This window comes from Enterobacter sp. Tr-810, from assembly GCF_011752765.1.
Lineage (GTDB): Bacteria > Pseudomonadota > Gammaproteobacteria > Enterobacterales > Enterobacteriaceae > Enterobacter > Enterobacter soli.
Window position 1 is genome coordinate 142,112 of record NZ_VWWW01000007.1, and the last position, 15,396, is coordinate 157,507.

A 15,396-nucleotide genomic window follows, 5' to 3' on the forward strand; every position below is an offset into this window, starting at 1 on the left:
GGTGTCTCCTTTATTGTTGTTCCGGCATTACGCCTTTTACCAGCCAGGCGTTCGTACTGGCGGCGGCCTGACGGTAGTGAATGATCTCCTGATAAGCAGGGGAATCGTGCCAGGCGTGTGCCTGTTCCACGCTGTCGAACTGCAACATCACCAGCATCCCCTGCGGGCCGTTGCCTTCCACGGTGTCGCACTGGCCGCCCATCACCAGGCGTTTACCACCAAAGGCTTTATAGCTGGCCTCGACTTTTTCCCGGTACGGCTGCATCGCCGCGGGGTCATGAATAACCACATCAAAAATGAAATAAGCAGGCTCGGATACGTTCATACAAGTTCCTCACTGTGGGTTGATGGCGAAAGTATGTGCCCGTTTACTCGTAACGAGAATTAGGGTTATGGTTGATAGATAATCAACTTCAGGTTGTGAATGGGGAGTGAAACATGGAGTTATCACAGCGCGTTCGCGCAATCGTCTCGTTCGTCGAAGCCGCCAGCGCGGGCAGCTTTGCCGCCGCCGCACGCAGCCAGGGGATCAGCCCTGCCGCGGTCAGTAAAAACATCGCCGGGCTTGAGCAGGCGCTGGGCGTCAGGCTGATGAACCGCACCACGCGTACGCTGAGTCTGACCGAAGAAGGAACCGCCTTTTTGCAGCAGGCGCGGATTGCTATTGGCGCGCTGGATACGGCGATGGACGCCGTGGTGGCACGCAAAATGGAAACCCGCGGCCATGTGCGTATCTCCACCAGCGCCGCCTTCGGGCGCGAACAGTTGCTCCCGGTGCTGCCGGGGCTGCGGGCACGTTATCCGGGTATCTCTGTGGAGGTGGATTTTGACGACCGGGTGACAGACCTGATTGCCGATGGCTACGACCTGACCATTCGCGGCGGGCGTATTGTCGATTCGTCGCTGATTTCGCGGCCCGTCTGCCAGCTCAAAACCGCGCTGGTTGCCTCGCCGGAGTATCTGGCGCGTTGCGGGATACCCAAAACACCTGCCGACCTGGCGAATCATCATCTTATCGCCCGGCGTTTTTTGGGCGGGCGTGTCTCGCCGTGGGGGTTCAGGGGAAGCGATGGCAGCCTGACCACGCTTGAGCCAGACGCTGCGGCGGTGACCCTCTCCGCGCCAGAAGCCCAGACACAGGCGGCACTGCTGGGGCTGGGTATTGCACAGGTGGGCGTGCATCACGCGCTGGCGCATTTGCAGGCCGGGGCGCTTAAAGCCGTGCTGGTCGGTCAGCACGACCCCGGTAATTACGAGATGGTGATTCAGTATCCCCACCGTGCGCTGGTCGCGCCGCGCGTGAAAGTCACGGTGGAGTATCTGCTGGATGCTTTTCGCCAGGATGCGTCGCTGCATTTCCCGCTCGAAAGGCTGGCGGATTACGCCGCTGGTTAACCCAACGTTCCTCAGGCTGGGGAAGCCAAAAAGACGACTATTTATCAAAGGCATAAAATGATGATAAACACCCTGCATATTCAGAATTATCGCTCAATCCGTGATATGTCGCTGGAGCTGGAACAGCTCAACATCGTCTTCGGTCCAAACGGCACCGGGAAATCGAATATCTATAAGGCGATTTACCTGATGCACAGCGCGGCGCAGGGGCAGTTTTCTCAGGCGCTGGCGAATGAGGGCGGGATTTTGAAAGTGTTCTGGGCGGGTAAAACGCGCAGCGACCAGCTGCGGCGCATGAACCTGGCAGTGGAAACCGAAACCTACGAATACGAATTACAGGTAGGCTTTGTCGAAAAGCTGCCCTATCCGTCGCAGTTTCAGCTCGACCCGGTGATTAAAGAGGAGTCGATCTGGCTGAGCGGCCAGCATCGCCGCCCCTCATCACAGCTGATGAAGCGCAAGAACCAGGCCGTGTTTCTGAATAACGTGCATCACGAAAAAGTGACCCACAGCGGCACGCTGTACGAGAACGAATCGGTGTTCGGGCAGCTCGGCGAACCGCACCTCTACCCGGAAGTGTCGCAGATGCGCGAATCCCTGCGTAACTGGCGCTTTTATCACGAATTTTCAGTCTCATCCGGCTCGGCGATCCGTGCCCCACAGGTTGGCTTCCGCTCGCCGGTGCTGGCCAGCGACGGTTCCAACCTGGCCGCGGCGTTTCAGACGATTGTCGAGATTGGCGACGAGCTGCTGCTGATGCGCATCCTCGATCAGGCATTCCCCGGCTGCGTGTTTTACAGCGACAATTCGGGCGGACGTTTTCGCATGATGATGCAGCGCGAAGGATTAAGCAGACCGCTGGAGCCAGCTGAGTTCTCCGATGGCACGCTGCGTTTCCTGTGCCTGGCGGTGGCACTGTTAAGCCCGCGGCCACCGGCCTTTATCGCCCTCAACGAGCCGGAAAATAGCCTGCATCCGCAGATGCTGCCCGCACTGGCGAGCCTGATTGCTGAGGCCAGCCGCTACTCGCAGATCTGGCTCACCAGCCACTCGCCGGAACTGGCGAAGCTGATTGATAAACACCGTTCGTTTTCGCTGTATCAGCTGTCGATGGCGGAAGGAGAAACGAAGATGGAGCGGCTGGGATAAACGCCGGGTGGCGCTGCGCTTGCACGGCCTACAAATGAGTCCGGAACGTCTTGCGCCATTCCGCCGGGCTGACCCCAAAACGCGCCTTAAACTGCTGGCGATAGGTCACCGCCGACACAAACCCCACCTGTTCGGCTACGTTTTCGATCGGCAGATTGCCGGCTTCAAGGAGGATCTGGCTGCGCCGCAGGCGCTCGGCGGTCAGCCAGTCGGCGACGCTCATGCCAGTGGCTTTCATAAAATGGCGGGTCAGGGTGCGACGGCTCATAGAAACAATCTCCGCCAGAGAGTCCAGATTATGCGGTTCGGTAATATGCTGCTGGAGATAATCGATCAGGCAGTTAATCTGCGCATCACGGGTGTCTTTTGGCACAGGCTGGGCAATAAACTGCGCCTGCCCGCCTTCACGGTGCGGCGGCACAATCATTCGCCGGGCAATCTGGTTCGCCACCACGCTGCCAAAGCGCTGGCGAATAATATACAAACAGCAATCCAGTGCGGCGGCGGTGCCAGCAGACGTGATGATGTTGTCGTCATCAACATAGAGCGCGTTGATATCCAGCTGCACATCCGGGAACTGTGACGCAAACTGGCGTTCGAACTCCCAGTGGGTTGCCGCGCGTTTGCCGTCGAGAATGCCCGCATAGCCCAGTACAAATGAGCCCAGACACAGCCCGACGATCTCCGCGCCCTTGTCCCTTGCCTGAACCAGGCTGTCGAGCAGTCTCTGCGGAGGGCGTTCCAGAACGTGCTGCCAGTAAGGCACCACCACGATATCAGCCTGCACAATCGCGGAATAATCCTGCGTGGCATTGAGCGCAAAGCCGTCTCTGGAGGTCAGTAATCCTGGCTTTTCGGCGCAGATCGTCACGTTAAAGCGCTTTTCACCCGACACCGTATCGCCAAACAGAATGCAGGGAACGGAATAGTGGAACGGGCTAAACCCGTCCACCGCGACAATCGCGACGTTTACTGGCGGCATCGGTCTCTCCTTTCCCCTGGTGGTATTCAGAATATAACGCTTTCGCCGTCCTTTGGAATGCTCAGCACATCACTGAACTGATTGGCCTCGGCGTACTCACGCAGTGCGTGGCGCGTTAACAGGCAATGGTTGATCGCCTCCATATGGGCCGCCACAATCTGCGCCTGCGGCAACAGGAAATGGACGTTCAGCACGTCCTGCTCACCCATGATAATCGGCCCGAAACCCAGTACATGCGCGTAACCGGCATTCAGTACTATTACATCCGGTTGGTGTTTTTGCAGATCGGCCGCCACCTCGTCGCGCCAGATGGTATCGCCTGCGATGTACAGCGTCTTTTCGTCAGGATGGCGGAAGACCACACCACAGGCTTCGCCCAGACGTTCTGCCAGCTCTGGCACGGCGTAAGCGCGATCGGTACCGTGCTGGCCGCCGTGGGTTTTTGCGATGCGGATATCGCCAAAGGCCGTCTCTTCGGTCATCACCGTCAGGTGGGTGAACCCCTGACTGCGCAGCAGCGCGGCATCGCTGTCGTTTTGCACGTAGACAGGTTTGTCTTTGGCGATCAGCTCAATGGCCGCTTGATCCCAGTGATCGTCATGGGTGTGGGTGACAATCACCGCATCGGCATCCAGCAGCGTTTTTACGTCAACGGGCAGTTCGACCATCGGGTTGCGGATGTCTGCGCGCGCCGTGCCAGGAAAACCGGGATACGCGCCTTTTGGTGCCAGCATCGGGTCAATTAAAAAACGTTTTCCGGCGTAGGTCATCAGCTGGGTGGCATTGCGAATGTGGGTGATGTTCATGGGTTATCCTCCGGTTGGTGTGATAAGGAGAATAGCCAGAGGAGCCGTGTTGCGATGTGGGCTAAAGGGCGATGATCGATGGAATCGGGTCAATGTGAAAAGGCGGGTTTCCCCGCCAGACAGCTTACCAACCCGGCACCGCGCCGCCGTTAAAGATAGTCTCTGCCGCTTTCGCCACCTCAGGTGACTGATACGACTGAATAAACTCCTTCACGTTCTCGGCGTCTTTGTTGTCTTCACGCGTCACCACAATGTTCACGTACGGTGAATTTTTGTCTTCGATAAATACCCCGTCATGCACCGGTGACAACCCGGTTTGCTGGAGATAGGTGGTGCTGATAATGGCGACATCGACTTTCGGGTCATCCAGCACGCGCGGCAGTTGCGCCCCTTCCAGCTCCATGATTTTCAGGTTTTTGGGATTCGCGGTGATATCCAGCGCCGTCGGCAACAGGCCCACGTCTGGTTTGAGGGTAATCAGCTTCTCTTTTTGCAGCAGCAACAGCGCGCGGCCGAGGTTGGTCGGATCATTCGGAATGGCAATGGTCGCACCATCCTTCAGGTCAGACACGGATTTTATCTTGCGGGAATAACCGGCCATCGGGAAGACGAAGGTATTGGCTACCGCCACCAGCTTGTAGCCGTGCGCCTTGTTATCTTCTGCCAGGAACGGGCGGTGCTGGAAGACGTTGGCATCCAGTTCACCGTGGTTGGTGGCATCGTTTGGCAGCAGCGAGCCGCTAAAGCCCACAAGCTCGACATCCAGGCCATATTTCTCTTTTGCGACCTTTTTGGCGACTTCCGCCACATCCTGCTCCGCGCCGTTAATCACGCCGACTTTAATGTGTTTGGCATCGCTGCCACCTTGATCGCAACCCGCCAGCAGCAGGCCCGCGAGAACCAGAGCACCCAATCGAAATTTCACCAGACAGTTACTTTTGATAAACGTTTTGATGACTATATCGACAACGAAGCGGCGGGCTAAAAACCGAAAAGGAATCAATAAGAAGGATAAGTTATATACGGTTTTTTTGCCGGGTGGCGCTGCGCTTACCCGGCCTCCGTGAGTGGTCGTTGTAGGCCCGGTAAGCGTAGCGCCACCGGGCGTGGGGTCAGGCAACGGTAGTCCAGTCCTCTACCGTAAGATCCTGCACCATCGCGAAAGCGTGATCGTTAGTGACCACCGTGGTTCCCCTGCTGATCGCGTGTGCGGCAATCAGTTGGTCGAGATCGCCCATCACTTTTCCGCGCTTTTCCATGTCTGCACGCAGTTTGCCGTAAATGGCTGCGGCGTCACTGTCCCAGTGACAAATGGTGATGGTTTTAAGAAATTCCAGGATGGTTTCTTTCAGCCCACAGTTCTGTTTCTTATCAGCACCATAGAGTAATTCCGCCTCCGTGATACTCGAAATACAAACATCTCCCGGCATCAGGCAAGCCATACGGGTGACCACCTCTGGATGTTTTTTAAATAAATGACTCACAATATTTGTATCAAGCATATGCTTCATTAACAAACCCCATCCAGAGGGTCTCTTTTTGTAATGCCCTGGTTTCTCTCCTCCCGACTTAAAAATGAATCAGGCACTGTCGTGTTTTCCAGTAACCGGAAAAAATTATCCCAGCTTTTTTCCTGAGCAATCTTTGCCGTCAATACAACATTCCCCTGCTCATCCCGACGGATATAAACATTCTCTGTATCAAATGCGAATTCCGCAGGCAGGACAACGGCCTGATTTCGCCCCTTTTTAAACAGTTTTGCTTTGCGCTCCATTGCAACCTCTGTCGATTTATTGACCAGGCCAAATCATGCGCCAGCGCCAGAGGGGAAGACAAGCGTGACCTTTCAAATTAGGAAAGCGACTCGCAACAAATAGACGAACCGCTAACCTCACGCCTCACGGCGTCGCAGCGGCGCTTCACGTAAAAACCACGACAGCACAAATGCCAGCACCATAATGCTCGCAGCCAGCAGGAACACGGCGTGGATAGCCGAGCCGAAGGCATCAAGATAATCCAGCCTCAGTGTCTCAGGCAGGTGATGAATGGCGGTCGGATCCAGTGAGCGCGGCAGGTTAGCCCCTTCCGGTAAACGGTCCATCAGCCCGGATTGCAGCATGTGCGTGAACACCGCGCCAAACAGCGCGACGCCAATCGCCCCGCCGATGGAACGAAACAGCGTGACACCCGAGGTCGCCACACCGTACTGATCTGCCGACACGCTGTTTTGCACCGCCAGCACCAGCACCTGCATCACCAGCCCAAGCCCCATCCCCAGAACGCCGGTGAACAGGTACAGTTGCCAGGTCGGAGAGTAAATCGAAATTCGCGTCAGCAACACCATCCCGACCACTCCCAGCAGCGTGCCGAGGATCGGAAACAGGCGATACTTCCCGGTATGGCTGATGATCCGCCCGCTGATAATCGAGGTCAGCAGCAGGCCACCCATCAACGGGATCAGCTGCAAACCGGCCTGCGTTGGGGTGGCGTCTTTCACCACCTGTAAATAGAGCGGCAGGAAAGTCACCGAGCCAAACAGCGACATCCCGATAATAAAACCAATCAGACTACAGAGCAGGAAGCTGCGGTCGCGGAACAGCGACAGCGGGATAATCGGCTCCCAGGCCAGGCGTTCCTCGTAGATAAACCCGATGATCCCCGTCAGGCCAAAAGCCAGAATGCACCACAGCTGCGGGTCGTTCCACTGGCGGATTGTCCCGCCTTCAGTGGTGAACAGAATGATACACAGCAGCGCCATGCTGAGGTAAATCGCCCCCAGGTAGTCAATCTCGTGCTTGCTGCGCCGGGCACTGCCATGAAAGACCGCACCAATCACCAGCAGAGCAAACAGTCCCAGTGGCAGGTTGATGTAGAAGATCCAGCGCCAGGAGGCGTGCTGCACGATGAAACCGCCAATCAGCGGCCCGATGACGGTCGCCAGGCCGAACACGCCGCCAAACAGCCCCTGATAACGTCCACGCTCGGCAGGCGGAATAACGTCCGCCACGGCGGCCATACTGATGACCATCAGCCCGCCGCCCCCCAGCCCTTGCAGGGCGCGCATCAGCACCAGCTGGGTCATGTTTTGCGCCAGCCCGCACAGCACGGAGCCTGCCAGGAACAGCACAATCGCAATTTGCAGGACGATTTTCCGGCCAAACAGATCGCCAAATTTGCCGTACAGCGGCACCACGATGGTAGAGCTGAGAATGTAGGCCGTGACCACCCAGGAAAGCTTATCCAGCCCGCCCAGTTCACCCACAATGGTCGGCAGCGCCGTGGAGACAATCGTCTGATCCAGCGCAGAAAGCAGCATCACCAGCAGCAGCGCGCTGAACAGCAGCTTTATCGACGGCGCTTTTTGCGCAGTTTGAGCCATTACGTCGGACTCCATAAGACATCACTTGAAATTAATTAATTGGATAATTAATATTTGTGTAAGTGATGAATAAGATCAAGAGATACTGTGACCATGTCAGCACAAAAGGACAATTCTGAACCCCGCCGCCCTGGCCGTCCGCGCGGTGGCAAACGTGTTACCGCCAGCCGCGAGCAGCTGCTGGATATCGCGCTGCATCTCTTTTCCCGGCAGGGGATTGCCAATACGTCGCTGAACGCGATTGCGAAAGAAGCGGGCGTGACGCCTGCGATGCTGCACTACTACTTTAACTCCCGGGAACAGTTGCTTGATGCGATGATTGAGGAACGTTTCCTGCCGCTACGCAGCAAAATCAGTGCTATTTTCGCCGAAAACCCGGACACCCCGGTGAATGCCCTGACGCAGATGGTACAGGCTCTGGCCGATTTGGCCGGGCAACACCACTGGTTTGCGCCGCTGTGGATGCAGGAAGTGATTGGCGAGATGCCGGTTCTGCGCACGCATCTGCACGCGCGATTTGGCGACGAAAAATATCAGACGACGCTGACCGCCATCACACGCTGGCAGCAGGAAGGAAAACTGAATCGTGAGCTTGCGCCGGAGCTACTGTTCACCACGCTGCTGAGCCTGGTGCTGGTGCCCTTCTCGCGGATGCGCAATGACGAGAGGCTACAAGCCCTCTCGCCGGACATCATTGTGCGTCATGCCTTAGCAGTGATCGGCCACGGGATAGGTGGTTAGAGGGATTTGGTCAGGTAGTGCCGCTGCATTCCCGGATACGGGTAGTCCGGCAGTGACATCTGTAGCTGGTATCCCTGCTTTTCATAGAACGGGCGCGCCTGAAAACTGGCTGTATCCACCAGCGCGTGCTTGCAGCCTTTGCGTCGGGCTTCATTTTCTGCCGTTTTGATAATCTGGCTACCCACGCCGGAACCCCGCACGCTATCGCTGACCCACAGAAAATCGATGTTTAACCAGTCGCCTTTACGTACACCGATTAACCCGCCCAACATTGCGCCTTTATCGTCTCGCACGAAAACGCCAATATCACCGCTAAAGGTCGTCAGATCCAAAAATTGCCCGTTGTAGGCTCTTAATCCCGTTAATAACTCGTCTTTCTCTTGCTGCGTGACATTATCGGTCGTGCTCAGGTGCATATTGTTCTCCTTATTTTCTGTGCAATCTTAATATCGCACAGCCTTTCCTTCACAGAAACTCCTTAATTCCTCCATTCTTTTTATCTGGAAATATTCATTCAATATGTAAATAAAAAAACTCTTTCCAATACGCTCTTAAAACGTATAATGAGAACGATCATTCTCACTTTTTCACGGTAACCGACGATGAGCCCAACGCTTGCAGAACGCCAAAAAATACGCCAGGACGAGATCATCACTGCGGCGCGACGCTGCTTTCGCGCCAGCGGATTTCACGCGGCCAGCATGTCGCAAATCGCCAGCGAGGCGAAGCTCAGCGTCGGGCAAATCTATCGTTATTTCAGTAACAAAGACGCGATTATCGAAGAGATGATCCGCCGCATTATCGACTCGCGCATTGAAGAGATGCAGGGCAAAACGCTGGTTGAAGGGATGCCGGAAGCCCTCGCCTCACGCATGACGCTTAACGAAGATGACGATGCGCTGATGCTCGAAATGTCCGCCGAAGCAACACGCAACCCACAGGTGGCGACCATGCTTATCGAGGCCGAAGCCCGCATGTTTGCCAACGCCTGTACGCACCTGAAAAAGCAATTTCCCCACCTCAGTGACGAACATATCCGCTGCTGCGTGGAGATCACCGCCGTGATGATCGAGGGCACCATATACCGTCGATTAACACCTTTAAAAGTACCATCAGAACAGTTACAGCCCATTTATCAGGATATTTTAAATATGCTTTTCACTGCGAAGTAGTCGTATGTGAATAATTAAAAGAGATAAGTAATTTCTCGTTTTTACATTTCCGGCGCTGCCGGAGATGCGGTATCGCTGTGCCTTTAAATAGCCCTCCTCCTTGTTAAGCGATTAACAGGGCAGGCATCGTTCACCCTGGAAAAACATTATGAAAGCCATAACAACCTCCATCGCGGCATTATTCCTCCTGACGGGGTGCGATAATGCGCAAACATCTGCTCCCCAGCGCCCCCTCCCGGAAGTGGGCATTGTCACCCTGATGAGCCAGCCGGTATCGGTGGTCAGCGAACTGACCGGCCGCACCACCGCCGCCATGAGCGCCGAAGTGCGCCCACAGGTCGGCGGCATTATCCAGAAGCGGCTATTTACCGAAGGCGATACCGTTAAAGCCGGGCAAGCTCTGTATCAGATTGATCCCTCAAGCTATCGCGCCGCTTACGATGAAGCCGCCGCAGCACTGAAACAGGCGCAGGCGCTGGTAACGGCCGACTGCCAGAAAGCCCAGCGCTATGCGCAGCTGGTGAAAGACGACGGCGTATCGCGCCAGGATGCGGAAGACGCAAAATCCACCTGTGCGCAGGACAAAGCCAGCGTGGAGTCGAAAAAAGCCGCCCAGGAGAGTGCACGCATTAACCTCAACTGGACGACCGTCACCGCGCCGATTGCCGGGCGTATCGGCATCTCTTCCGTCACGCCAGGCGCACTGGTCACCGCTCAGCAGGACACCGCACTGGCCACCGTTCGGGGTCTGGACAGCATGTACGTTGATTTAACGCGCTCCAGCGCCGACCTGCTGCGCTTACGCAAACAGACTCTCGCCAGCAACAGTGACACCCTGAGCGTATCCCTGTTGCTGGAAGACGGTAGCACCTACAGCGAAAAAGGCCGCCTGGCGCTGACCGAGGTCGCGGTGGATGAATCGACCGGCTCGGTGACGCTTCGCGCCGTCTTCCCGAACCCGCAGCATCAGCTGCTGCCGGGGATGTTTGTACGCGCCAGAGTGGATGAAGGCATCATGAACGATGCGATCCTCGCGCCGCAGCAGGGCATTACCCGCGATGCCAAAGGCAACGCCACCGCGCTGGTCGTGGATGCCAGCAACAAAGTGGAACAGCGTCAGCTGGAAACGGGCGACACCTACGGTGACAAATGGCTGGTACTGAGCGGCCTGAAAGCCGGCGATAAGCTTATTGTCGAAGGTACTGATAAAGTCACCACCGGTCAGGAAGTGAAAGCTGAAGAGATGAAAGACAACGGAGGAAACGCCTGATGTTTTCCCGTTTCTTTGTGCGTCGCCCGGTGTTTGCGTGGGTGATCGCCATTCTGATTATGCTCGCGGGGATGCTGGCGATCCGCACGCTGCCCGTCGCGCAGTACCCGGACGTTGCGCCGCCATCGGTCAAAATCTCTGCCACCTATACCGGCGCATCGGCGCAGACCCTGGAAAACAGCGTTACCCAGGTCATTGAGCAACAGCTGACCGGGCTGGATAACCTGCTCTATTTCACCTCCACCAGCAGCTCGGACGGTTCGGTCAGCATTAACGTGACTTTCGAACAGGGGACCGACCCCGATACCGCGCAGGTTCAGGTGCAGAACAAAGTCCAGCAGGCGGAATCGCGTCTGCCAACCGAGGTGCAGCAGTCCGGTATCACGGTAGAAAAATCGCAGAGTAACTTCCTGCTGATCATGGGCGTCTACGATAAGACCGACAAATCCAGCAGCTCCGATATCGCCGACTGGATGGTCAGTAACGTGCAAGACCCACTGGCGCGCGTTGAAGGTGTGGGTAGCTTGCAGGTGTTTGGTGCTGAATACGCCATGCGCATCTGGCTCGACCCGGCGAAACTGGCCTCTTACTCGCTGATGCCGTCCGACGTGCAAAGCGCGATTGAAGCGCAGAACGTGCAGGTATCAGCCGGTAAAATCGGTGCGCTGCCGTCTTCAAACGCCCAACAGCTGACCGCCACCGTGCGCGCCCAGTCGCGTCTGCAAACGGTCGATCAGTTTAAAAATATCATCGTGAAAAGCCAGTCCAACGGCGCGGTCGTGCACATGAGCGACGTTGCCCGCGTGGAGATGGGCAGTGAAGATTACACCGCAACCGCGAAACTGAACGGCCACCCGGCAGCGGGTATGGCAGTGATGCTCTCCCCGGGTGCCAACGCGCTGGATACGGCCACGGCGGTGAAGAACAAAATCGCTGAGTTTAAACGCGCGATGCCGGAAGGCTACGATGTTGCCTACCCGAAAGACAGCACCGAGTTCATCAAAATCTCGGTTGAGGACGTAATCCAGACGCTGTTCGAAGCCATTATCCTCGTGGTGGTGGTGATGTACCTGTTCCTGCAAAACATCCGCGCCACGCTTATCCCGGCGCTGGCCGTGCCGGTGGTGCTGTTGGGTACGTTTGGCGTCCTGGCGCTGTTCGGTTATTCCATCAATACCCTGACGCTGTTTGCGATGGTGCTGGCGATAGGGCTGCTGGTAGATGACGCCATCGTGGTGGTGGAAAACGTCGAGCGTATTATGCGCGACGAAGGGCTGCCCGCCCGTGAAGCGACCGAAAAATCGATGGGTGAAATCTCCGGCGCACTGGTCGCCATTGCCCTGGTGCTGTCCGCTGTGTTCCTGCCGATGGCGTTTTTCGGCGGCTCTACCGGGGTTATCTATCGTCAGTTCTCGGTCACCATTATTTCGGCGATGATCCTCTCGGTTGTGGTGGCCCTGACCCTGACGCCAGCGCTCTGCGGCTCGGTACTGAGTCATACCCCACCACACAAAAAAGGGTTCTTCGGCGCGTTTAACCGCTTCTACAGCAAAACCGAACACGGCTATCAGAACAAGGTGCTGCGCGCACTGCGCCGCTCCGGCGGGATGCTGGCCATCTACGCCCTGCTTTGCGGTGCAATGGGTCTGGCGATGCTGAAACTGCCGGGCAGCTTCCTGCCAACGGAAGACCAGGGTGAAATCATGGTGCAGTATACCCTGCCAGCAGGCGCAACGGCAGTACGCACCGCAGAGGTGAGCCGCCAGGTCCGCGAATGGTTCCTCAACAAAGAGAAAGCCAATACCGACGTTATCTTTACCGTTGAGGGCTTTAGTTTCAGCGGCAGCGGCCAGAATGCCGGGATGGCGTTTGTCTCGCTGAAAAACTGGTCTGAGCGTAAAGGCGCAGAGAACACCGCCCAGGCGATTGCCCTGCGTGCCACGCAGGATCTGAGCACCATTCGTGACGCCACCATCTTTGCCATGACGCCGCCTGCGGTCGACGGCCTGGGGCAGAGTAACGGCTTTACCTTCGAGCTGATGGCGGCCGGCAATACCGACCGTGAAACCCTACTCAAAATGCGTAACCAGCTGATTGGTGAGGCCAATCAGGATAGCGACCTGCACGCCGTGCGTGCCAACGATCTGCCGCAGATGCCGCAGTTGCAGGTGGATATTGATAACAACAAAGCCGTGTCTCTGGGGCTCTCTCTCAGCGATGTGACCGACACGCTCTCAAGCGCCTGGGGCGGGACCTACGTGAACGACTTTATCGACAGGGGTCGCGTGAAAAAGGTCTATATCCAGGGCGATAGCGATTACCGCGCCGTGCCGTCCGACCTTAACAAATGGTATGTCCGCGGCAGTGACAGCACCATGACGCCGTTCTCTGCGTTCGCCTCCACCCGCTGGGAATATGGCCCGGAAAGTCTGGTGCGTTATAACGGCTCGGCGGCGTATGAGATCCAGGGCGAAAACGCCAGCGGCTCCAGTTCCGGTACGGCAATGAGCAAAATGGAACAGCTGGCCAACAACCTGCCATCCGGCACGACATGGGCGTGGAGCGGCCTGTCGCTGCAAGAGAAACTGGCGAGCGGTCAGGCGATGAGCCTGTATGCCCTCTCCATTCTGGTGGTGTTCCTGTGTCTGGCCGCGCTGTATGAAAGCTGGTCGGTGCCGATTTCGGTGATACTGGTGATCCCGCTTGGCGTACTGGGGGCAGCCGTGGCCGCCACCCTGCGCGGCCTGAACAACGACGTTTATTTCCAGGTGGCGCTGTTAACCACCATCGGCCTGTCGTCGAAAAACGCCATTCTGATTGTTGAATTCGCCGAGGCGAAAGTGGCTGAAGGGTATTCCCTGACCCGCGCCGCCATTCGCGCCGCCCAGACGCGTCTGCGCCCTATCATCATGACCTCGCTGGCGTTTATTGCAGGCGTGACGCCGCTGGCCGTGGCAACCGGTGCCGGGGCCAACAGCCGCGTGGCAATCGGTACCGGCATCATCGGCGGTACGCTCGCCGCCACGCTGCTGGCTATCTTCTTCGTCCCCTTATTCTTTGTACTGGTGAAACGTCTGTTCTCCGGTAAACACGCAAACCGGAGATCATAATGTTTCGTGTCTCTGTTTTAGTCTTAGCCCTGCTGAGCGCTGGCTGTGTCTCGCTCGATCCAACTTATCAGCGCCCTGACGCGCCCGTCCCGGCGACGTTGCCGGGCGCACACGGTGAAGCCAATACCGTGGTCAGCCAGTGGCAGCAGGTGATGAACGATGCGCGGCTGAAAAGCGTGGTGACGATGGCGCTCAACAGTAACCGTGATGTGCAAAAAGCGATTGCGGATATCGACGCCGCCCGCGCCCAGTACGGTGAAACCCGTTCGTCACTGTTCCCGACGGTGGACGCGGAACTGAGCCACACCCGCAGCCGCACGCTGGCAAGCGGTGTGACCACCAGCGACGAAGCCAACGGCGCGGTATCCAGCTTCGAGCTGGATCTGTTCGGCCGTAACCAGAGCCTGTCCCGGGCGGCGCGTGAAACCTGGCTTGCCAGTGAATTTACCGCCCAGAATACCCGCCTGACGATGGTCAGCGAGCTGACGACGGCCTGGGTTACCCTCGCCGCCGATAACAGCAACCTGGCGCTGGCGAAATCGACGATGGAGAGTGCCGCAAACTCGCTCAACATTGTGAAGCGTCAGCAGCAAGTTGGCGTTGCGGCGGCCACGGACGTTAGTTCAGCGATGGCCGTTTACCAGCAGGCGCGCGCCAGCGTGGCGAGTTATCAAACCCAGGTGATGCAGGACAAAAACGCCCTGAATCTGCTGGCGGGGGCTACCGTACCGGACAACCTGCTGCCCGGCACGCTGGAGAGCCTGAGCGATAACGCCATCACCCTGATCCCGGCAGGCGTCAGCTCAAGCACACTGCTGCGCCGCCCGGATATTCAGGAGGCAGAACATAACCTGCTGAGTGCGAATGCCAATATCGGCGCTGCGCGCGCCAACTTCTTCCCGACGATTTCGCTCACTGCCAGCGCAGGGGTGGGCAGCGATTCGCTGTCGTCCCTGTTTAGCCACGGCATGAAGGTCTGGTCGTTCGCGCCATCCATCACCCTGCCGCTGTTTAGCGGTGGCAACAACATGGCGCAGCTGCGCTACGCAGAAGCAGAGAAAAAAGGACTGATTGCCACCTACGAAAAAACCATCCAGAGCGCGTTCAGGGATGTGGCCGATGCGCTGGCACGTCGCGAAACGCTGAGCGAGCAGCTTGATGCTCAGCGTGAATACGTGGCCGCCGAGCAAAAAACGCTGGATGTGGCAATGCGCAGCTATCAGGCCGGCGCGGGTGATTATCTGACGGTACTGACCGCGCAGCGGTCGCTGTGGTCGGCGCAGGCATCACTGATTTCATTACAACAAACCGACCTGGAAAACCGCATCACCTTGTGGCAGTCACTGGGTGGCGGTCTTTAGCATGGTTAGCCGGGCACTTGCCCGGCCTACG

Annotated in this window: 15 protein-coding genes; 7 read left to right on the forward strand and 8 right to left on the reverse strand. The window is 57.2% G+C overall.

Features of this window, described 5'->3' with window-relative positions; genetic code table 11:
- Positions 1-10 precede the first annotated feature (10 nt).
- Entirely contained in the window at positions 11-325 is a 315-nt protein-coding gene (locus F3J30_RS18610) for a DUF1330 domain-containing protein (protein WP_166718169.1), read from the reverse strand.
- 113 nt (positions 326-438) lie between these two features.
- Here F3J30_RS18610 and F3J30_RS18615 point away from each other — a divergent pair, with 113 nt between their 5' ends.
- Both F3J30_RS18615 and F3J30_RS18620 read left to right on the forward strand, forming a co-directional pair.
- Complete coding sequence (locus F3J30_RS18615) at positions 439-1,395, forward strand: LysR family transcriptional regulator (RefSeq protein ID WP_166718170.1); 957 nt, start codon at positions 439-441, stop codon at positions 1,393-1,395.
- A gap of 60 nt (positions 1,396-1,455) precedes the next feature.
- A complete protein-coding gene (locus F3J30_RS18620; RefSeq protein ID WP_166718236.1) occupies positions 1,456-2,544 on the forward strand; it encodes an AAA family ATPase in 1,089 nt (362 codons plus the stop codon).
- 28 nt (positions 2,545-2,572) lie between these two features.
- On the opposite strand, the gene F3J30_RS18625 is transcribed toward F3J30_RS18620, so the two are convergent.
- The 6 genes from F3J30_RS18625 to F3J30_RS18650 all read right to left on the reverse strand — a co-directional run bounded on the left by F3J30_RS18625 (position 2,573) and on the right by F3J30_RS18650 (position 7,711).
- On the reverse strand, positions 2,573-3,526 hold the full coding sequence (locus F3J30_RS18625) for a helix-turn-helix domain-containing protein (protein WP_166718171.1): 954 nt from the start codon (positions 3,524-3,526) through the stop codon (positions 2,573-2,575).
- 26 nt (positions 3,527-3,552) lie between these two features.
- The gene (locus tag F3J30_RS18630; protein ID WP_166718172.1) at positions 3,553-4,332 is read right to left on the reverse strand and encodes an MBL fold metallo-hydrolase; all 780 of its coding nucleotides are present in this window, start codon (positions 4,330-4,332) and stop codon (positions 3,553-3,555) included.
- A gap of 124 nt (positions 4,333-4,456) precedes the next feature.
- Positions 4,457-5,257, reverse strand: a complete 801-nt coding sequence (gene nlpA, locus F3J30_RS18635; RefSeq protein ID WP_166718173.1) for a lipoprotein NlpA — start codon at positions 5,255-5,257, stop codon at positions 4,457-4,459.
- Positions 5,258-5,444: 187 nt separating this feature from the next.
- Entirely contained in the window at positions 5,445-5,843 is a 399-nt protein-coding gene (locus F3J30_RS18640; RefSeq protein WP_166718174.1) for a type II toxin-antitoxin system VapC family toxin, read from the reverse strand.
- Positions 5,843-6,106: an AbrB/MazE/SpoVT family DNA-binding domain-containing protein gene (locus tag F3J30_RS18645; protein WP_166718175.1), complete on the reverse strand. Its 264-nt coding sequence runs from the start codon at positions 6,104-6,106 to the stop codon at positions 5,843-5,845. Before F3J30_RS18645 ends, F3J30_RS18640 begins: the two co-directional genes overlap by 1 nt.
- Positions 6,107-6,223: 117 nt before the next feature.
- Positions 6,224-7,711, reverse strand: a complete 1,488-nt coding sequence (locus F3J30_RS18650; RefSeq protein ID WP_211053315.1) for an MDR family MFS transporter — start codon at positions 7,709-7,711, stop codon at positions 6,224-6,226.
- A 93-nt stretch (positions 7,712-7,804) separates the two neighbouring features.
- On the opposite strand from F3J30_RS18650, the gene F3J30_RS18655 reads away from it, so the two are divergent.
- Positions 7,805-8,452, forward strand: a complete 648-nt coding sequence (locus F3J30_RS18655; RefSeq protein WP_014068308.1) for a TetR/AcrR family transcriptional regulator — start codon at positions 7,805-7,807, stop codon at positions 8,450-8,452.
- Here the strand turns inward: F3J30_RS18655 and F3J30_RS18660 are convergent.
- Positions 8,449-8,868, reverse strand: coding sequence for a GNAT family N-acetyltransferase (locus F3J30_RS18660; RefSeq protein WP_166718177.1), 420 nt, complete (start codon positions 8,866-8,868; stop codon positions 8,449-8,451). The two genes, F3J30_RS18655 and F3J30_RS18660, sit on opposite strands and share 4 nt — an antisense overlap.
- 186 nt (positions 8,869-9,054) lie before the next feature.
- On the opposite strand from F3J30_RS18660, the gene F3J30_RS18665 reads away from it, so the two are divergent.
- The 4 genes from F3J30_RS18665 (at position 9,055) to F3J30_RS18680 (ending at position 15,365) form a co-directional block, all read left to right on the forward strand.
- Positions 9,055-9,624: a helix-turn-helix domain-containing protein gene (locus tag F3J30_RS18665; RefSeq protein ID WP_014068306.1), complete on the forward strand. Its 570-nt coding sequence runs from the start codon at positions 9,055-9,057 to the stop codon at positions 9,622-9,624.
- A 148-nt stretch (positions 9,625-9,772) separates the two neighbouring features.
- Positions 9,773-10,894 (forward strand): efflux RND transporter periplasmic adaptor subunit, encoded by a 1,122-nt coding sequence (locus tag F3J30_RS18670; RefSeq protein WP_166718178.1) that lies wholly within the window; start codon positions 9,773-9,775, stop codon positions 10,892-10,894.
- On the forward strand, positions 10,894-14,004 hold the full coding sequence (locus tag F3J30_RS18675; protein ID WP_014068304.1) for an efflux RND transporter permease subunit: 3,111 nt from the start codon (positions 10,894-10,896) through the stop codon (positions 14,002-14,004). Before F3J30_RS18670 ends, F3J30_RS18675 begins: the two co-directional genes overlap by 1 nt.
- Positions 14,004-15,365, forward strand: coding sequence for a TolC family protein (locus F3J30_RS18680; RefSeq protein ID WP_166718179.1), 1,362 nt, complete (start codon positions 14,004-14,006; stop codon positions 15,363-15,365). Before F3J30_RS18675 ends, F3J30_RS18680 begins: the two co-directional genes overlap by 1 nt.
- Positions 15,366-15,396: the final 31 nt, after the last annotated feature.